Annotated in this window: 14 protein-coding genes and 1 riboswitch; of the genes, 4 read left to right on the top strand and 10 right to left on the bottom strand. The window is 68.7% G+C overall.

Annotated features, from left to right (window positions below; genetic code table 11):
- Positions 1 to 134: 134 nt before the first annotated feature.
- A riboswitch (SAM riboswitch) is annotated at positions 135 to 251 on the bottom strand.
- Positions 252 to 325: 74 nt separating this feature from the next.
- From trpD to ctaE, 5 genes are all read right to left on the bottom strand, one after another.
- A complete protein-coding gene (trpD, locus tag OG542_RS29695; RefSeq protein WP_328338035.1) occupies positions 326 to 1,390 on the bottom strand; it encodes an anthranilate phosphoribosyltransferase in 1,065 nt (354 codons plus the stop codon).
- A gap of 125 nt (positions 1,391 to 1,515) precedes the next feature.
- Positions 1,516 to 3,138: a cytochrome bc1 complex cytochrome b subunit gene (gene qcrB / locus OG542_RS29690; RefSeq protein WP_193480482.1), complete on the bottom strand. Its 1,623-nt coding sequence runs from the start codon at positions 3,136 to 3,138 to the stop codon at positions 1,516 to 1,518.
- The gene (gene qcrA, locus OG542_RS29685) at positions 3,135 to 4,205 is read right to left on the bottom strand and encodes a cytochrome bc1 complex Rieske iron-sulfur subunit (RefSeq protein WP_193480481.1); all 1,071 of its coding nucleotides are present in this window, start codon (positions 4,203 to 4,205) and stop codon (positions 3,135 to 3,137) included. Before qcrA ends, qcrB begins: the two co-directional genes overlap by 4 nt.
- Positions 4,202 to 5,014, bottom strand: coding sequence for a cytochrome bc1 complex diheme cytochrome c subunit (gene qcrC, locus OG542_RS29680; protein ID WP_311125249.1), 813 nt, complete (start codon positions 5,012 to 5,014; stop codon positions 4,202 to 4,204). The genes qcrA and qcrC overlap by 4 nt, the downstream gene beginning before the upstream one ends.
- 81 nt (positions 5,015 to 5,095) lie before the next feature.
- A complete protein-coding gene (gene ctaE, locus OG542_RS29675; RefSeq protein WP_184596414.1) occupies positions 5,096 to 5,716 on the bottom strand; it encodes an aa3-type cytochrome oxidase subunit III in 621 nt (206 codons plus the stop codon).
- Positions 5,717 to 5,861: 145 nt separating this feature from the next.
- On the opposite strand from ctaE, the gene OG542_RS29670 reads away from it, so the two are divergent.
- Positions 5,862 to 6,263 (top strand): response regulator, encoded by a 402-nt coding sequence (locus OG542_RS29670; RefSeq protein ID WP_311125250.1) that lies wholly within the window; start codon positions 5,862 to 5,864, stop codon positions 6,261 to 6,263.
- A gap of 92 nt (positions 6,264 to 6,355) precedes the next feature.
- Here OG542_RS29670 and OG542_RS29665 read toward each other — a convergent pair whose 3' ends face one another.
- The 4 genes from OG542_RS29665 to ctaC form a co-directional block, all read right to left on the bottom strand.
- Positions 6,356 to 7,615, bottom strand: a complete 1,260-nt coding sequence (locus OG542_RS29665; protein WP_328414772.1) for a L,D-transpeptidase — start codon at positions 7,613 to 7,615, stop codon at positions 6,356 to 6,358.
- Positions 7,616 to 7,747: 132 nt separating this feature from the next.
- Complete coding sequence (locus OG542_RS29660) at positions 7,748 to 8,146, bottom strand: cytochrome c oxidase subunit 4 (protein ID WP_189729201.1); 399 nt, start codon at positions 8,144 to 8,146, stop codon at positions 7,748 to 7,750.
- Positions 8,143 to 9,879 (bottom strand): aa3-type cytochrome oxidase subunit I, encoded by a 1,737-nt coding sequence (ctaD, locus tag OG542_RS29655; protein WP_310851388.1) that lies wholly within the window; start codon positions 9,877 to 9,879, stop codon positions 8,143 to 8,145. The genes OG542_RS29660 and ctaD overlap by 4 nt, the downstream gene beginning before the upstream one ends.
- Positions 9,876 to 10,841: an aa3-type cytochrome oxidase subunit II gene (gene ctaC, locus OG542_RS29650; protein WP_311125252.1), complete on the bottom strand. Its 966-nt coding sequence runs from the start codon at positions 10,839 to 10,841 to the stop codon at positions 9,876 to 9,878. The genes ctaD and ctaC overlap by 4 nt, the downstream gene beginning before the upstream one ends.
- A gap of 264 nt (positions 10,842 to 11,105) precedes the next feature.
- Between ctaC and OG542_RS29645 the strand changes: the two genes are divergently transcribed.
- Complete coding sequence (locus OG542_RS29645) at positions 11,106 to 12,485, top strand: cysteine desulfurase/sulfurtransferase TusA family protein (protein ID WP_328414770.1); 1,380 nt, start codon at positions 11,106 to 11,108, stop codon at positions 12,483 to 12,485.
- Positions 12,486 to 12,550: 65 nt separating this feature from the next.
- Here OG542_RS29645 and OG542_RS29640 read toward each other — a convergent pair whose 3' ends face one another.
- A complete protein-coding gene (locus tag OG542_RS29640; RefSeq protein WP_311125254.1) occupies positions 12,551 to 13,525 on the bottom strand; it encodes a carbohydrate kinase family protein in 975 nt (324 codons plus the stop codon).
- Between the two features lie 132 nt (positions 13,526 to 13,657).
- Between OG542_RS29640 and OG542_RS29635 the strand changes: the two genes are divergently transcribed.
- A complete protein-coding gene (locus OG542_RS29635) occupies positions 13,658 to 13,867 on the top strand; it encodes a hypothetical protein (protein WP_193483837.1) in 210 nt (69 codons plus the stop codon).
- A gap of 145 nt (positions 13,868 to 14,012) precedes the next feature.
- Positions 14,013 to 16,001, top strand: a complete 1,989-nt coding sequence (locus OG542_RS29630) for a prolipoprotein diacylglyceryl transferase (RefSeq protein WP_328414768.1) — start codon at positions 14,013 to 14,015, stop codon at positions 15,999 to 16,001.
- The last annotated feature ends 70 nt before the right edge of the window (positions 16,002 to 16,071 follow it).

Below are 16,071 nucleotides of genomic sequence, written 5' to 3'. Positions count from 1 at the left end.
GGGTGAACTCCCGTGAAGGCAGGTGGAATCCGCCCGCGAGCACGCACGGCTACAAGCGGGGGTGAAGGAAGAAGGGGGTGCGGAGGCGGGGCTCTGCGGCCCTATCGCATTCGCTGGTTCACGGGAGACTCCTCGTCACGCGCTTGCCACAGACCTCGCTGCCTGCGGCCCGGTCTTCACCCGGGGCACCCCGCCACGGACGGAGGGTTGCCGGACAGTCGGCCGGGGCCTTGTGACTGTCACTCATGACCTGATCAGGAAAGTACGCGAAAAGATCGGCGTCCCGCAACCCGAGTCCGGATCGCGGGACGCCGTACGGGATCCGCTAGGTGTTGCTCGCGGCCACCCAGCGCTCCAGGGTCCGCTTCGCCGCCCCCGAGTCGATCGACTCCGCCGCCTTCGCCATCCCGGCACGGACCTGGTCGGCCAGGGGTGCCGCCGTCGGCTCCAGAGCCACCAGCGCGGCCGCCGAGTTCAGCAGGACCGCGTCGCGGACCGGCCCGGTCTCGCCCTCCAGCAGGCGGCGGGCGACCTCGGCGTTGTAGGAGGCGTCCGCGCCGCGCAGGGCCTCCACGGGGACCAGTTCGAGGCCCACGTCACGCGGGTCGAAGGGCTCCTCGGTCACCGTGCCGTCCCGGACGATCCACACCCGGGACGTGGCCGTGGTGGTCAGTTCGTCCAGGCCGTCGTCGCCCCGGAAGACCAGGGAGGAGTTGCCGCGCTCGGCGAAGACGCCCGCCACGATCGGCGCCATGCGCGGGTCCGCCACGCCGACGGCCTGGGACCGCACCCGGGCCGGGTTGGTCAGCGGGCCGAGCGCGTTGAAGACCGTACGGATGCCCAGCTGGCCGCGAGCGGCGCCCGCGTGGCGCAGGGCCGGGTGGAACTTCACCGCGAAGCAGAAGGTGATCCCGGCCTCCTCGGCGACCTCCGCGACCCGGTGCAGGGGGAGCTCCAGATTGACCCCGAGCTTCTCCAGCACGTCGGAGGCCCCGGACGCCGAGGACGCGGCCCGGTTGCCGTGCTTGACGACCTTCGCGCCCGTGCCGGCGACGACGATCGAGGACATCGTGGAGATGTTGACCGTCTTGGCGCCGTCACCGCCCGTGCCGACGATGTCGACCGTCGCCCCGGGCACCTCGATCACGTTCGCGTGCTCGTACATCGTCCGGACGAGGCCGTTGATCTCCTCGACCGTCTCGCCCTTGGCCCGCAGGGCCACCACGAAGCCCGCGATCTGCGCCTCGGTCGCCTCGCCGCGCATGATCAGGTCCATCGCCCAGGCGGTGTCGTCCGCGCTCAGGTGCCTGCCGTCCAGCAGGCCGTTCAGCAGGGCGGGCCAGGAGCGGCCCGCCGCGGTGTCGCCTCCAGCGGGGGTCACAGCGCTCATCAGCCGCTCCTGGGTCGTCGTACGTCGCGTAAAAGCAGTGGTCCCACCCTATCCAGCCCCGGGCACCACGAAGGGCCCCGTCCGAACACCGGACGAGGCCCTTCTGTGGCGTGGCGAAGCAGTGATCAGTGGTGGCCGTGGCCGCTCGTGATCTCCCGGTACTCCTCGGCGGTGGGCTTGGGGATCTGGGCCCCCTCGCCGTAGTAGGACTCGCTGAGCTTGGCGCGCAGCTTCTCGGAGCCCTTCACCTTGCGCTCGACACCGTTCTCGTCGACCGTCGGGCCGATCTCGGCCGGCTGGTACTGCTCGTGCGCGGTGAGCGTGTACATCTGCTCCTGGCTGAGCGGCTCGTGCACCTCGATGAACTCACCGTGCGGAAGGCGCTTGATGATGCCCGACTCGCGGCCGTGCAGCACCTTCTCCTTGTCCCGGCGCTGCAGGCCGAGGCAGATGCGCTTGGTGACGATGAACGCGACGACCGGTCCGAGGAAGAACCCGATCCGGACGAACCAGGTGACCGTGTTGATCGACAGATGGAAGTGCGTGGCGACGATGTCGTTGCCACCGCCGATCAGCATGATGATGTAACCGGTGACCCACGCGACACCGACACCGGTACGGGTCGGGGCGTTGCGCGGCCGGTCCAGGATGTGGTGCTCGCGCTTGTCCCCGGTGACCCACGACTCGATGAACGGGTAGAGGGCGATGATCCCGAGGAAGACACCGAAGAGCACCAGCGGGATGAACACGCCCAGGACGAGCGTGTGACCCCAGAAGTTGACCTCCCAGCCCGGCATCGCACGGATCAGGCCCTCGGCGAAGCCCATGTACCAGTCGGGCTGGGCGCCGGTCGACACCTGGTCGGGACGGTAGGGGCCCAGGACCCAGATCGGGTTGATCGTCGCGATGCCGGCGAGGGCCGAGATGACACCGAAGACCAGGAAGAAGAAGCCTCCGGCCTTGGCCATGTAGACCGGCAGCAGCGGCATGCCGACGACGTTCTTGTTGGTCCGTCCGGGACCCGCGAACTGGGTGTGCTTGTGGTAGAAGACCAGGATCAGGTGGCCGACCACGAGCCCGAGCATGATGCCCGGCAGCAGCAGGATGTGGATCGAGTAGAACCGGGCGACGAAGTCGGTGCCCGGGAACTCCCCGCCGAACAGGAACATCGAGATGTACGTGCCCACGATCGGCACGGACAGGATCGCGCCCTGCGTGAAGCGGACACCGGTGCCGGAGAGCAGGTCGTCCGGGAGCGAGTAGCCGGTGAAACCGGTGAACATGCCCAGGACGAACAGCAGGAAGCCGAACATCCAGTTGATCTCACGCGGCTTGCGGAACGCGCCGGTGAAGAAGACGCGCATCATGTGCACGAACATGCCGGCGAGGAAGATGATCGCCGCCCAGTGGTGGATCTGCCGGATCAGCAGACCGCCGCGGACGTCGAAGCTGATGTCCAGGGTGGAGGCGAACGCCTCCGACATCAGCTGCCCCTGGAGCGGGACGTAACTGCCGTGGTACTCCACCTCGTTCATCGACGGGTGGAAGAACAGCGTCAGATACACACCCGTGAGGATGATGATGATGAAGCTGTAGAGGCAGATCTCACCCAGCATGAAGGACCAGTGGTCCGGGAAGATCTTGCGCATGTTGGCCTTGGCCAGGGAGTAGATCCCGAGGCGGCCGTCGGCCCAGTCGGCGACCCGCTCACCCGCGGGCGCCTTGCGTCGTTCTTGTGCAGTGCTCATCCGCGCTCCCAGAAAGCAGGGCCGACGGGCTCTTCGAAGTCGCCGCGCGCCTCGAGGTAGCCCTCGTCGTTCACGCCGATGCGGAGCTGCGGCAGGGCGTGACCGGCGGGACCGAAGATCACTCGGGCACCGTCGGAGAGGTCGAAGGTGGACTGGTGGCAGGGGCAGAGCACGTGGTGCGTCTGCTGCTCGTACAGGGAGATCGGGCAACCGACGTGGGTGCAGATCTTCGAGTACGCGACGATGCCCTCGTGCGACCACTCGAGCTCGCGCTTGTCCTTGATGTTCTCCGGCTGGATCCGGACGATCATCAGGGCGGCCTTGGCGATCTCGTTCTGGAACTCGTGGTCGTGCTCCTCCAGGCCCTCGGGCTTGGCGAAGGTCAGCGAGCCGACCGCGACGTCGGACGGACGCAGCGGCTCGTTCGTGTTCATGTTGACGAGCAGCTTGCCCTTGGACCACAGCGTGTGGCGGAGCTTGGTGCCGGGCAGCGGGCCGAGGTCGCGCAGCAGCACGACGCCGGAGAGCGGCACCAGCGTGAGCGCGCCGAGCATGGTGTTGCGGATCAGCTTGCGGCGGCCGAGCGCGGACTCCTTGGCGCCCTGCTTGAAGTCCGCGAAGACCTTCTCGCGGACCTCGGGCGTCGCCGCGATCGCGTGCCGCTCGTCGGCGACCTCCACGTCGGACATCAGGGTGCGCGCCCAGTGGACGGCGCCCGCGCCGATGCAGAACAGCGCGATGCCGAGCGTCATGCCCAGCGCGAAGTTCAGCGCGCTGATGTGACCCAGCGGGAAGATGAAGACCGACTTGTCGACCGGGATCGCCACGAACGCGGCGATGAAGGCGACGGTGGCCAGCATCGACATCGTGAACAGCAGGGCGACCGAACGCTCGGACCGCTTGGCGGCCCGCTCGTCGACGTCCTGGACCCGGTGCTCGTGGGGAGGCAGGCCCGGGTCGGCGAACGGGTGCTTGTCGTCCGGGACGCTCACCGCGTCGTGCCCGTGCTCGTCACGTCCCGCGTGCTCGGCGGGCAGGTTCTCTTCTGGAATGTCTTGGCTACTCATGACTTCTTGGCCTTTGCGGTCCGGGCGGCGACCCACACGGCGACGGCGATCAGTCCGCCGAGACCGAAGATCCAGCCGAACAGGCCCTCGCTGACCGGCCCGAGGCCGCCGAGCTCGAGGCCGCCGGGGCTCTCGGTCTTGTCGCTGTTGACCGCGTCGAGGTAAGCGATGATGTCCTTCTTGTTCTCCTCCGACAGCGTGGTGTCGGGGAAGGACGGCATGTTCTGCGGGCCGGTCTGCATGGCCTCGTAGAGGTGCTTCGCGGAGACGCCCTCGAGGGTCGGCGCGTACTTGCCGTGCGTCAGCGCGCCGCCCTTGCCGGTGAAGTTGTGGCACTGCGCGCAGTTGGTGCGGAACAGCTCACCGCCCTCGGCGATGTCGGCACCCTCGGGGCCGTACTGCTCCTCCGTCGGGACGGACGGACCGGCGCCCAGCGAGGCGATGTACGCCGCGAGCTGGTCGATCTCGGCCTGCGAGTAGATGTTCTTCTTCGCCGGGACCTGCGGGCCCTGCGAGGTGGCGGCCGGCATGCGGCCCGTGCCCACCTGGAAGTCGACGGCCGCGGCGCCCACACCCACCAGGCTCGGCCCGTCGGAGGTGCCCTGACCGCCGGTGCCGTGGCAACTGGCGCAACCGACCGAGTAGAGCTTCTTGCCCTCCTCGATGGTGAGGGACTGGGCGGTTTCGTCGGCCTTCGCCGGGCTCGTCGGTGCGAACACGGCATACAGCCCCCCGGTGCATGCCAGCGCGAGGAGTAGGACGACGAGCGCCGCCAGCGGGTGGCGTCGTCGTGCGGAGAGCTTTTTCACGGATTACCCCGGTGTCAGGATCTTCTGCGTCGATGCTTCTGGGATGCGCGCTTCGTCGAGCACGCGTGGATGCGGGCCCTGCTACTTGATCATGTAGATCGTGGCGAAGAGGCCGATCCAGACGACATCGACGAAGTGCCAGTAATAGGACACGACGATCGCGGCGGTCGCCTGCTCATGGGTGAACCTGCTGGCGGCGTAGGTCCGGCCGAGGACCAGCAGGAAGGCGATGAGACCGCCCGTCACGTGCAGGCCGTGGAAGCCGGTGGTCAGGTAGAACACCGAGCCGTACGGGTCGGAGGACAGGGACAGGCCCGCGTCCTTGACCAGCTCCGTGTACTCGAAGACCTGACCGCCGATGAAGATCGCACCCATCACGAAGGTGACGATGAACCACATCCGGAGCTTCTTCACATCACCGCGCTCGGCGGCGAAGACGCCGAGCTGGCAGGTGAGCGAGGAGAGCACCAGGATGGTGGTGTTCGTCGCCGAGAACGGGAAGTTGAGATGGGCAGCCATCTCCTTCCAGTGATCAGGACCCGTCACCGATCGCAGGGTGAAGTACATCGCGAAGAGGGCCGCGAAGAACATCAGCTCGGAACTCAACCAGATGATGGTTCCGACGCTGGTGAGGTTCGGCCGGTTGACCGACGGGTGCGCGTGCCCGGTTTCTGCTGTCGTTGCTGTCGCCACGACCGACATTATGTCGGTCGCTTATCCCGCCCTCACTCCGGGGGGTGCCGTTCGGAGTGTCTTCGCCTGTCGTACCGGTGTTGACGTGGTGTTCAAGGGAGTAGCATCCCGCCCATCGGGCCTGTCCTTACGACGCTGACGTCACGGAGGAACAATGCAGCCGACCGCCACGGTGCTGGTCTACAGCGACGACTCCAACACCCGCGAGCAGGTGCGGCTCGCCACGGGACGGCGGCCGGCGCCGGACGTCCCTGTGGTCGAGTTCCTGGAGTGTGCGACTCCGGCCGCGGTGCTCAAGGAGCTGGACCGGGGTGGGATCGATGTCTGTGTGCTGGACGGTGAGGCCGTGCCGATGGGGGGCATGGGGCTCTGCCGGCAGATCAAGGACGAGGTGTTCGACTGCCCGCCGGTACTGCTGCTGATCGGGCGGCCGCAGGACGCGTGGCTCGCGACCTGGAGCCGGGCCGAGAGTGCGGTGACCCTGCCGGTGGAGCCGGTGGAGTTCGCGGCCGCCCTGGCTTCTTTGCTGCGGGAGAAGAAGGCTTTGAACGCCTAGGGGCTCGGGACCTGAGGGTTGTGTGGCGGCTGCGGGCCGTGGGGGTTGTTCGCGCAGTTCCCCGCGCCCCTGAGGCGATGCCCTGAGGGCGTTCAGACGCTCTGTGGGCGCAGTCGGGCCCTGTCGGCCGCTGCCGGGCCGTCCGGGGTGCCGCCGAGGAGGGCGCTGCCCGTGCGCCACTTCGTCCAGTCGAGGTTCCAGTCGCCGAAGCCGTTGCCGAAGGGGGTCATGGTGTCTCCGCCGGAGTTGATGACCTTGACGATGTCACCCTCGCGTACGGTGTCGTAGAACCACGCGGCGTTCTCGGTGCTCATGCCGGTGCAGCCGTGGCTGACGTTGGCCGCGCCCTGGGAGCCGACCGACCAGGGGGCGGCGTGGACGTACTCGCCGCTGTTGGTGACGCGCACGGAGTGGTGGACGATCAGGTCGTAGAAGTCCGCGGCGCCGATGCTGGCGCTGGTCATGCGGACGGTGCCTTCCTTGGCCAGGACGACCTTGACGCCGTTGCGGGTGTCGTAGCCGGGCATACCCGTGGTGACCGGTATCTGGCGGATGATCTCGTCGTTCTTGTAGACCGTCATCTGGTGGGCCGAGGCGTCCGTGACGGCTATCAGCTTGTCGGCGGTGCTGATCGTCAGCGGCTTGGCCTTGCCGCCGCCCCACAGACGGTCGCCGATCTTGATGCCCTCCAGGTTGCTGCGGACCTGGACGGTGGCCTGTGCGGGCCAGTAGTCCTTCGGGCGGTAGTGGAGCTTCTTGTCGTCGACCCAGTGCCAGGCGCCGTCCACCGCGGGCATGGAGGAGACCTTGAGCGCGCGTTCGACGACGGCCCGCTGGGCCCTGTCCTTGACGGGCCGGCTCAGCTCGGCGGTGACGGGCTGGCCGACGCCGTAGGTGCCCGCCTTGGGGCCGAAGGCGACGTCCAGGCGCTTCTTGGTGGTGGGCTTGCCGGTGTCGAAGGTGAGGACCTTGCGGCCGGGGGCCCCGTCCTCGTCCTCGGTGCTCACACGGACCGTGTAGCCGGCGTTGGCGGCGAGCGGTGCGGTGCTGTGCCAGCGGCTGCCGTCGGCGGCCAGTTCGCCCGCCAGGTAGCGTCCGGCGGCGTCGTAGGCCGTGACGTCCGTGATGCGCCCGTCGGAGTCCTCGGCGACCACTTCCAGGGGCTTGTCCGGGTCGGCCTTCTTACGGCCCTCGGAGGGGCCGTTGAAGGAGATCTGGTCCGCCGCGTCGTAGGGGCGGTGGGAGAGCGGGTTGCCGTCCGAGCCGCAGGCGGTGACGCCCGCGCAGAGGGCTATCACCAGCAGCGTGCAACTGACGACGGTGCGGGGCCGGGATATCGCTGTGTGGCTCATGACCTCACGCTAGGAAGCCCCGTCAACAGCGGCACGCCGAGAGACTCGTACGAGTGACACATATTGCGGCAGAAAGCAGAGGCCCGGACGCTCCTCGCGGAGTGTCCGGGCCTCTGAATCGCTCGGCGCGTGTTACTGGGTGCGGTTCTCACCGCGGTAGTACTCGAAGACCCAGCCCCAGATGCCGATCAGGACGATCGGCAGCGAGAAGTACAGCAGCCACCAGCCGATGGCGACCGACAGGAAGGCGAGGGCGCCACCGATGGCCAGGGAGAGCGGCTGCCAGCTGTGCGGGCTGAAGAACCCGACCTCGCCGGCGTCGTCCGCGACGTCCGCCTCCTTGTTGTCCTGCGCGCCCACGTCGACCCGCCTGGCCGTGAAGCCGAGGTAGAAGCCGATCATGATGCACAGGCCGAAGGTCAGGAAGAGGGCCGTGGTACCGGCCGGCTCCTTCGACCACACGCCATAGACGACCGCCATGACGAGGACGAAGAAGCTCAGCCACATGAACATCTTGCCCTGGATCTTCACTTGCCGGCCTCCTTGCCGCCAGCGAGGGCCTTGTCGCCGTGGCCCACGTTCTCGAGCTGGTCGAGAGCAGCGATCTCCGGGTGGTGCAGGTCGAACGCCGGGGATTCACTGCGGATCCGCGGCATGGTGATGAAGTTGTGCCGCGGCGGCGGGCAGGAGGTGGCCCACTCCAGGGAGCGGCCGTAGCCCCACGGGTCGTCGACGCCGACCGGCTTGCCGTACTTGGCCGTCTTCCACACGTTGTAGAAGAACGGCAGGATCGACATGCCGAGCAGGAACGAGCTGATCGTCGAGATCGTGTTCAGCGCGGTGAAGCCGTCGGCCGCGAGGTAGTCCGCGTAACGACGCGGCATGCCCTCGGCACCCAGCCAGTGCTGGACCAGGAACGTGCCGTGGAAGCCGATGAACAGCGTCCAGAAGGTGATCTTGCCGAGGCGCTCGTCGAGCATCTTGCCGGTCCACTTCGGCCACCAGAAGTGGAAGCCGGAGAACATCGCGAAGACCACGGTGCCGAAGACGACGTAGTGGAAGTGCGCCACCACGAAGTACGAGTCGGAGACGTGGAAGTCCATCGGCGGCGAGGCCAGGATGACGCCCGTCAGACCACCGAAGGTGAAGGTGATCAGGAAGCCGGTCGCCCACAGCATCGGTGTCTCGAAGGACAACGAGCCCTTCCACATGGTGCCGATCCAGTTGAAGAACTTCACACCGGTCGGTACCGCGATCAGGAAGGTCATGAAGGAGAAGAACGGCAACAGCACACCGCCGGTGACGTACATGTGGTGGGCCCACACCGTCACGGACAGACCCGCGATCGCGATCGTCGCCCCGATCAGACCCGTGTAACCGAACATCGGCTTACGGGAGAAGACCGGAATGACCTCACTGATGATGCCGAAGAACGGCAGCGCGATGATGTACACCTCTGGATGCCCGAAGAACCAGAAGAGGTGCTGCCACAGCAACGCGCCGCCGTTGGCGGAGTCGAAGATGTGGGCGCCGAACTTGCGGTCCGCCTCCAGGGCGAACAGCGCGGCCGCGAGGACCGGGAAGGCGAGCAGGACCAGCACACCGGTCAGCAGCACGTTCCACACGAAGATCGGCATGCGGAACATCGTCATGCCCGGAGCGCGCATGCAGATGATCGTGGTGATGAAGTTGACCGAGCCGAGGATCGTGCCGAAGCCCGAGAAGGCCAGACCCATGATCCACATGTCGGCGCCGATACCCGGGGAGCGGACGGCGTCCGAGAGCGGGCTGTAGGCGAACCAGCCGAAGTCGGCCGCGCCCTGCGGCGTCAGGAAGCCACCGACCGCGATGAGCGAGCCGAACAGGTACAGCCAGTAGGCGAACATGTTCAGCCGCGGGAACGCCACGTCGGGCGCGCCGATCTGCAGCGGCATGATCCAGTTCGCGAAGCCGGCGAACAGCGGCGTCGCGAACATCAGCAGCATGATCGTGCCGTGCATCGTGAACGCCTGGTTGAACTGCTCGTTCGACATGATCTGCAGACCCGGCCGGGCCAGCTCGGCGCGCATGAACAGCGCCATCACGCCACCGATGACGAAGAAGGCGAACGATGTAATCAGGTACATCGTGCCGATCGTCTTGTGGTCCGTCGTCGTCAGCCACTTGACCACGACACTGCCGCGGTTCTGGCGCCTGACCGGCAGCTCGTCCTGGTAGTGGGACCCTGCTGCCGCGGCACCCTGGGGTTCGTTGAGGATGCTCACAGGTTGTTCGTCTCCCGGTTCTTCTCGTGGCTCGTCTGCGCGATGCCGGCAGGAACGTAACCGTTCTGCTGCTTGTCCACGAGGTCCTTGAGGTGCTGCTCGTAGCGCTCGGGGGAGACGACCTTCACGTTGAACAGCATCCGAGAGTGGTCGACGCCGCAGAGCTCGGCGCACTTGCCCAGGAAGGTGCCCTCCTTGTTGGGGGTCACCTCGAAGGCGTTGGTGTGGCCCGGGATGACGTCCTGCTTCATCAGGAACGGCACGACCCAGAAGGAGTGGATGACGTCACGCGAGGTCAGCACGAAGCGGACCGTCTTGCCCTTGGGCAGCCAGAGCGTCGGACCGGGGTTGTTGGTCTGCGGGTTCCGCGTACCGGGGGTACCGCAGTCGTAGGCGCCGCCGGCGTTGGCCGGGAAGTCCTCCTTGAACCGGTCCGGGATCGCGTCCAGGTCCTTGGAGGTCTTGGCGTCACCGGTGGAACCCGCGACGGGCTCGACGTAGTTGAAGCACCAGCTCCACTGGAAGCCGACCACGTTGACCGTGACGTCGGGCTTCTTCTTGAGGCTGAGCAGCTCGGACTCGTCGCGGGCGGTGAAGTAGAACAGCACCGAGACGATGATGAGCGGGACCACGGTGTACAGCGCCTCGATGGGCATGTTGTACCGGGTCTGTGGGGGAACTTCGACCTTGGTGCGGCTGCGCCGGTGGAAGAAAGCACTCCACAGGATCAGACCCCACACCAGCACGCCAACGGCGAGCGCAGCCGCCCAGGACCCCTGCCACAGGGAGAGGATCCGCGGAGCCTCTTCCGTGGTCGGGGTGGGCATACCAAGGCGGGGGAAGTCTTCCCAGTTGTACGAGCAACCGGTGGCTGTCGCCAAGACCAGGCCCGCGGTCAGTGCCTGCAGCAGCTTCCGCCGCATCGGGCGCCGCGGCGAGCGGTCGGAGCCGTTGGGACTCACGTAGCGCCTTCCCGAGAGTCTCGCCCGCGCGGATCGGCTGCGGCCTGGCCTTCTCGCTGGTCGGTCGCCGCCCTGCGTCGGGCAGGGGTTTGGATGTTTATGCGGACCAAACCCTAGCCGACGCCCTCCGGGGGTTCTCGAGGAGGGGTGCCTATGAGGTGGGGTGGTTCGCTGGTTTGGCGGCTGCGGGTTGTTTGTGGCTGGTCGCGCAGTTCCCCGCGCCCCTTTGGGGCGTCTCCCTACCGGACGATTTAGCGTTGCTGTGTGGCCTACTTTGATGCTGCTTCCGCTGCTCCGCTTCATTCTGTTGCCCGGCAGGCTCTGCTGGCCTCCCTTGATGAGGGGTGGGCGGATCCCGCGCGGCTGTACAGGGAGGGGCGGCGGGCCCGGATGCTGTTGGACGCCGCTCGGGAGGCTGCTGCCGAGGCGGTGGGGTGCCGGGCGGACGAGCTGGTGTTCACCTCGTCCGGAACGCGTGCCGTGCATGCGGGGGTTGCCGGGGCGCTGGCCGGGCGGCGGCGATCCGGGCGCCACCTGATCGTGTCAGCGGTCGAACATTCTTCGGTACTCCATTCGGCCGAGGTGCACGAGGCGGACGGTGGGTCCGTCACCCAGGTGCCGGTCGACCGGGGCGGGGCGGTGGATCCGGCGGCGTACGGCGATGCCCTGCGCGGGGACACGGCGCTGGCCTGTCTCCAGTCGGCCAATCACGAGGTGGGGACGGAGCAGCCCGTCGCGGCGGTGGCCGAGCTGTGCCGGGAGGCCGGGGTGCCGTTGCTGGTGGATGCCGCGCAGTCGCTCGGGTGGGGTCCGGTGGCAGGGGACTGGTCATTGCTCGCGGCCAGTGCCCACAAGTGGGGCGGGCCCTCGGGGGTCGGGTTGCTCGTGGTGCGGAAGGGTGTGCGGTTCTCGGCGCAAGGGCCGGTGGACGAGCGGGAGTCGGGGCGGGCGGCCGGTTTCGAGAACATCCCGGCGATCGTGGCCGCGGCGGCGTCGCTGCGGGCCGTACGGGCGGAGGCGGCCGGGGAGGCCGCGCGGCTGCGGGAGCTGACGGAGCGGATCCGGGCTCGGGTGCCGGGGCTGGTGCCCGACGTCGAGGTGGTCGGGGATCCGGTGCGCCGGCTGCCCGGGGTCGTCACCTTCTCCTGTCTCTATGTCGACGGAGAGGCGCTGCTGCACGAGCTGGACCGGGAGGGGTTCTCCGTCTCGTCCGGATCGTCCTGCACGAGCAGCACGCTGACGCCGAGCCATGTGCTGCGGGCGATGGGCGTGCTGAGCGAGGGCAATGTGCGGGTGTCGCTGCCGCTGGGGGCGGCGGAGGAGGATGTGGAGCGCTTCCTGGAGGTGCTCCCCCGGGCTGTGGCCGCTGTGCGGGAGAAGCTGGGCGCTCCGGTCCCCGGGGCGGTGGTACGCGAGGCGGACGTCCTCGTCGTGGATTCCCTGGGCAAACGGTGCCCGATCCCCGTCATCGAGCTGGCCAAGGTCATCGGCGATGTGCCGGTGGGCGGCCTGGTGCGGGTCCTCGCCGACGACGAGGCGGCGCGCTTGGACATCCCGGCGTGGTGCGAGATGCGGGGCCAGGAGTACGTCGGCGAGGAACCGGCGGAACAGGGAACGGCGTACACGGTCCGCCGGGTGAGCTGAACGCCCTGTTCTCAGGGGCGTGGGAACTGCGCGACCAGCCCCCACGCGCCCGCACGCGGCAACGATCAGGCGAGGTGCGCCTGAACCTCCGTCGCCGCCTCATCCCCGTACGCCTTGGTGAACCGCTCCATGAAGTGCCCCCGCCGCAGCTGGTACTCCTGCGTCCCCACCGTCTCGATGACGAGAGTCGCCAGCATGCAGCCGACCTGCGCGGCCCGCTCCAGGGAGACCCCCCAGGCGAGGCCCGACATGAAGCCCGCGCGGAAGGCGTCGCCGACGCCCGTGGGGTCGGCCTTGCGCTCCTCGTCCGGCGTGCCGACCTCGATCGGGTCCTCGCCGACCCGCTCGATACGGACGCCGCGCGCGCCGAGGGTGGTCACCCGGTGGCCCACCCTGGACAGGATCTCCGCGTCGCTCCAGCCGGTCTTGGTCTCGATGAGGCCCTTCTCGTACTCGTTGGAGAAGAGGTACGTCGCCCCGTCCAGCAGGATGCGGATCTCCTCGCCGTCCATCCGGGCGATCTGCTGGGAGAAGTCGGCGGCGAACGGGATGGACCGGGAGCGGCACTCCTCGGTGTGGCGGAGCATCGCCTCCGGGTCGTCCGCGCCGATGGAGACCAGGTCGAGTCCGCCGACCCGGTCGGCGACGGTCTTCAGCTCGATGAGGCGGGCCTCACTCATGGCGCCCGTGTAGAAGGAGCCGATCTGGTTGTGGTCGGCGTCGGTCGTGCACACGAAGCGGGCGGTGTGCAGCGTGTCGGAGATGCGGACGGAGTCGGTGTCGACGCCGTGCCGGTCGAGCCAGGCGCGGTACTCGTCGAAGTCCGCGCCCGCGGCGCCGACCAGGATCGGCCGGGTGCCGAGCTGTCCCATGCCGAACGCGATGTTCGCGGCGACGCCGCCGCGGCGGACGTCGAGCTTGTCGACCAGGAACGACAGCGAGACCGTGTGCAGCTGGTCCGCGACGAGCTGGTCGGCGAAGCGGCCGGGGAAGGTCATGAGGTGGTCGGTGGCGATGGAGCCGGTGACTGCGATGCGCACGGCGTGGATTCTCCTGAGGGAGGCGGGCCTTGACACTTCACGCTATCGGGTGGGCGGGGTAGCACTGAAGGCATCGAAACTACCCGATAGTAGATCTTTCTCCGCGAGCTCGAGCGTGCCTACGGTGCCGCTATGACGAACCTCAAGGTCCAGACACCCGTTCCGGTCGACCTCGAAGGCGATCTGGCGTCGTTGCCGGGTGACGGGGCGCGGATGGCTCCGCACTGGGCGGCTCCCGACCGGATCGCCTCCCGGCCCGTCTCCCCGGCCCTGATCCACGGTGTGACCGTACCCCCTGCGTCGGCCCGGCTGCTCGACGCCATGTCGGACTACGGGGACTGAGCGGGCCCCTGCGGGAACCGTGTGCTCCCCCGCTGCGTCCCATCGCTGTCCCCCGTAAAGGGGAGGCGGGATACGACCCACCAGCGGCCCGTGTGTGACCGGTCCGGGTCCCATGGGACAGCTGTGCAGCCGAAGGAGCGATGCGGTGAACACCGAGCGACCCGACAACGACGACGACGCCAGGGAAGCGGGCGGCGCCGGAGCCGCCGACCCTGCCCGGGACATCGGGGGCGTCTCCGACGGTGAACGGGGTTCGGCGCACACGCGGGGCGAGACGGAGGCGGGTTCGACGGACGCGGGTTCGGCAGACGCCGGAGTCGGGGCGGAGGTCGCCGGGTCCACTGATTCCGGCGACGACGTCCAGGCCGAGGCCGGCCAGGGTTCGGAGACTCCGGACGCCGAGTCCCGTGAGGCCGACACGCCCGAGGTCGCCGAGACGGAGCAGGCCCCTGAGGCCGACCAGGCCCCTGAGACTCCTGAGGCCGCTGAGGCTCCTGAGGCAGCTGAGGCTCCTGAAGCCTCCGACGCCAGCGAGGACGACGACACGGCGAAGGCCGCATCGGCACCGGAACCCGAAGCCGGCACCGAGAGCACCGGCGCCGACGAAGCCGGCCCGGCCCCGGACCGGGCAGCAGGCGCGGCAGCCACCGAGGTGCCGGACAGCGACCTGCCCCGCGACGAGGAGGACCTGGTCCACTCGGGCGGCGGGCGGCCCCGTACGCCCGCGATCATCGCCTCCGTCGCCGCGGCCGTGCTGCTGATCGGCGGGGGCGGGGCCTGGCTCGCCACCAACGTGGCCGGCGGGTCCGGCGGTGGACAGACGTCCGGCGCGCCGGGTGGGGACGACACTCCCCCGCCGCTCCCGCTCGACGGGTACTCGGAATCCACGGCGGGCGGCGAGAACGGCATCGCACCCGGTGAGCCCAACCCCTACGGCGCCACCTACCGGCTCGGCGGCACGCTGCCGGACGGACCCGGCGAAGCCCCGGTGTACCGGGCTCAGGGCGAGGTCACCAAGGAGGACGTGGCCCGGCTGGCGAAGGTCCTCGGAATCGAGGGGTCGCCGGTGGCCCAGGGCGAGGCCTGGAAGGTCGGGGCCGGTCAGGACGGTTCGGGGCCGAGCCTCCAGGTGAACAAGCAGGCGCCGGGAGCGTGGACGTTCAACCGCTACGCCCCGGGCACCGACAACTGCAAGGGCACCGACACCTGCACGGCTCCGCAGTCCGGCGGCACGCCGGTGAGCGAGGCGGTGGCGCAGAAGGCCGCGGCGCCCGTGCTGAAGGCGGTGGGTCAGGACGACGCGAAGCTCGACGCGAGCCAGATCATGGGCGCCCAGCGGGTGGTGAACGCCGCTCCCGAGGTCGGCGGACTGCCGACGCACGGCTGGACCACCGGAGTGACGGTCGGCTCCGACGGCGAGGTCGTCGGCGGCAGCGGTCAGCTGAAGGCGCCGGCGAAGGGGGACACCTACCCCGTGGTCAGCGCCAAGAAGGCGCTGGAGCTGATGGAGACCCGGCCGAAGAGCGACCACCGGATGGGCATCGGCGGCTGTGCGAGCCCCGTGCCGCTGAAGGACCGGCAGGAGCAGCCCTGCGGATCGTCGGCGAGCGGCGCTCCCGAGCAGGACGCGGTCACGGTCGAGAACGCGGTGTTCGGACTGGCCTCGCACTTCGTGGACGGCCGCCAGGCGCTGGTGCCGTCCTGGCTGTTCGAGGTGACGGCGCCGGGTGCGAAGGACCCGTTCACGGTGACGTACCCGGCGGTCGACCCGAAGTATCTGGCCTCTTCCGCGCCGAGCGAGCCGAGTGACAAGCCGACCTCGGCACCCGAGCCGCGCAACGTCCAGGTGGACGGATACCGGGCCGAAGGTTCGGAGCTGACCGTGACCTTCGGGGGCGGGGTGTGCGCCGACTACGACGTGAAGGCGAGCGAGAAGGGGGACGAGGTGACGGTCACGGTGACCTCGACCGCGTGGCCGGACAAGGTCTGCATCATGATCGCGAAGCAGTTCCAGGAGACCGTGCGACTCGACGAGCCGCTGGGCGACCGTGCGGTCGTGGACTCGGACGGCAAGGCGGTCCCGCTGGCCAAGGAGGGTGCACGGCTGCCGGCTCCCCCGACGCGGGAGCGGTGATACCGGGGTAGGCACCCAGCGCGAAGGCGGCGGCCCCCACGGAGGGGGCCGCCGCCTTCGTCATGTTCGC

This window comes from Streptomyces violaceus, assembly GCF_036014075.1.
Taxonomy (GTDB): Bacteria; Actinomycetota; Actinomycetes; order Streptomycetales; family Streptomycetaceae; genus Streptomyces; species Streptomyces violaceus.
This window is presented reverse-complemented; position numbering and strand designations above follow the sequence as displayed.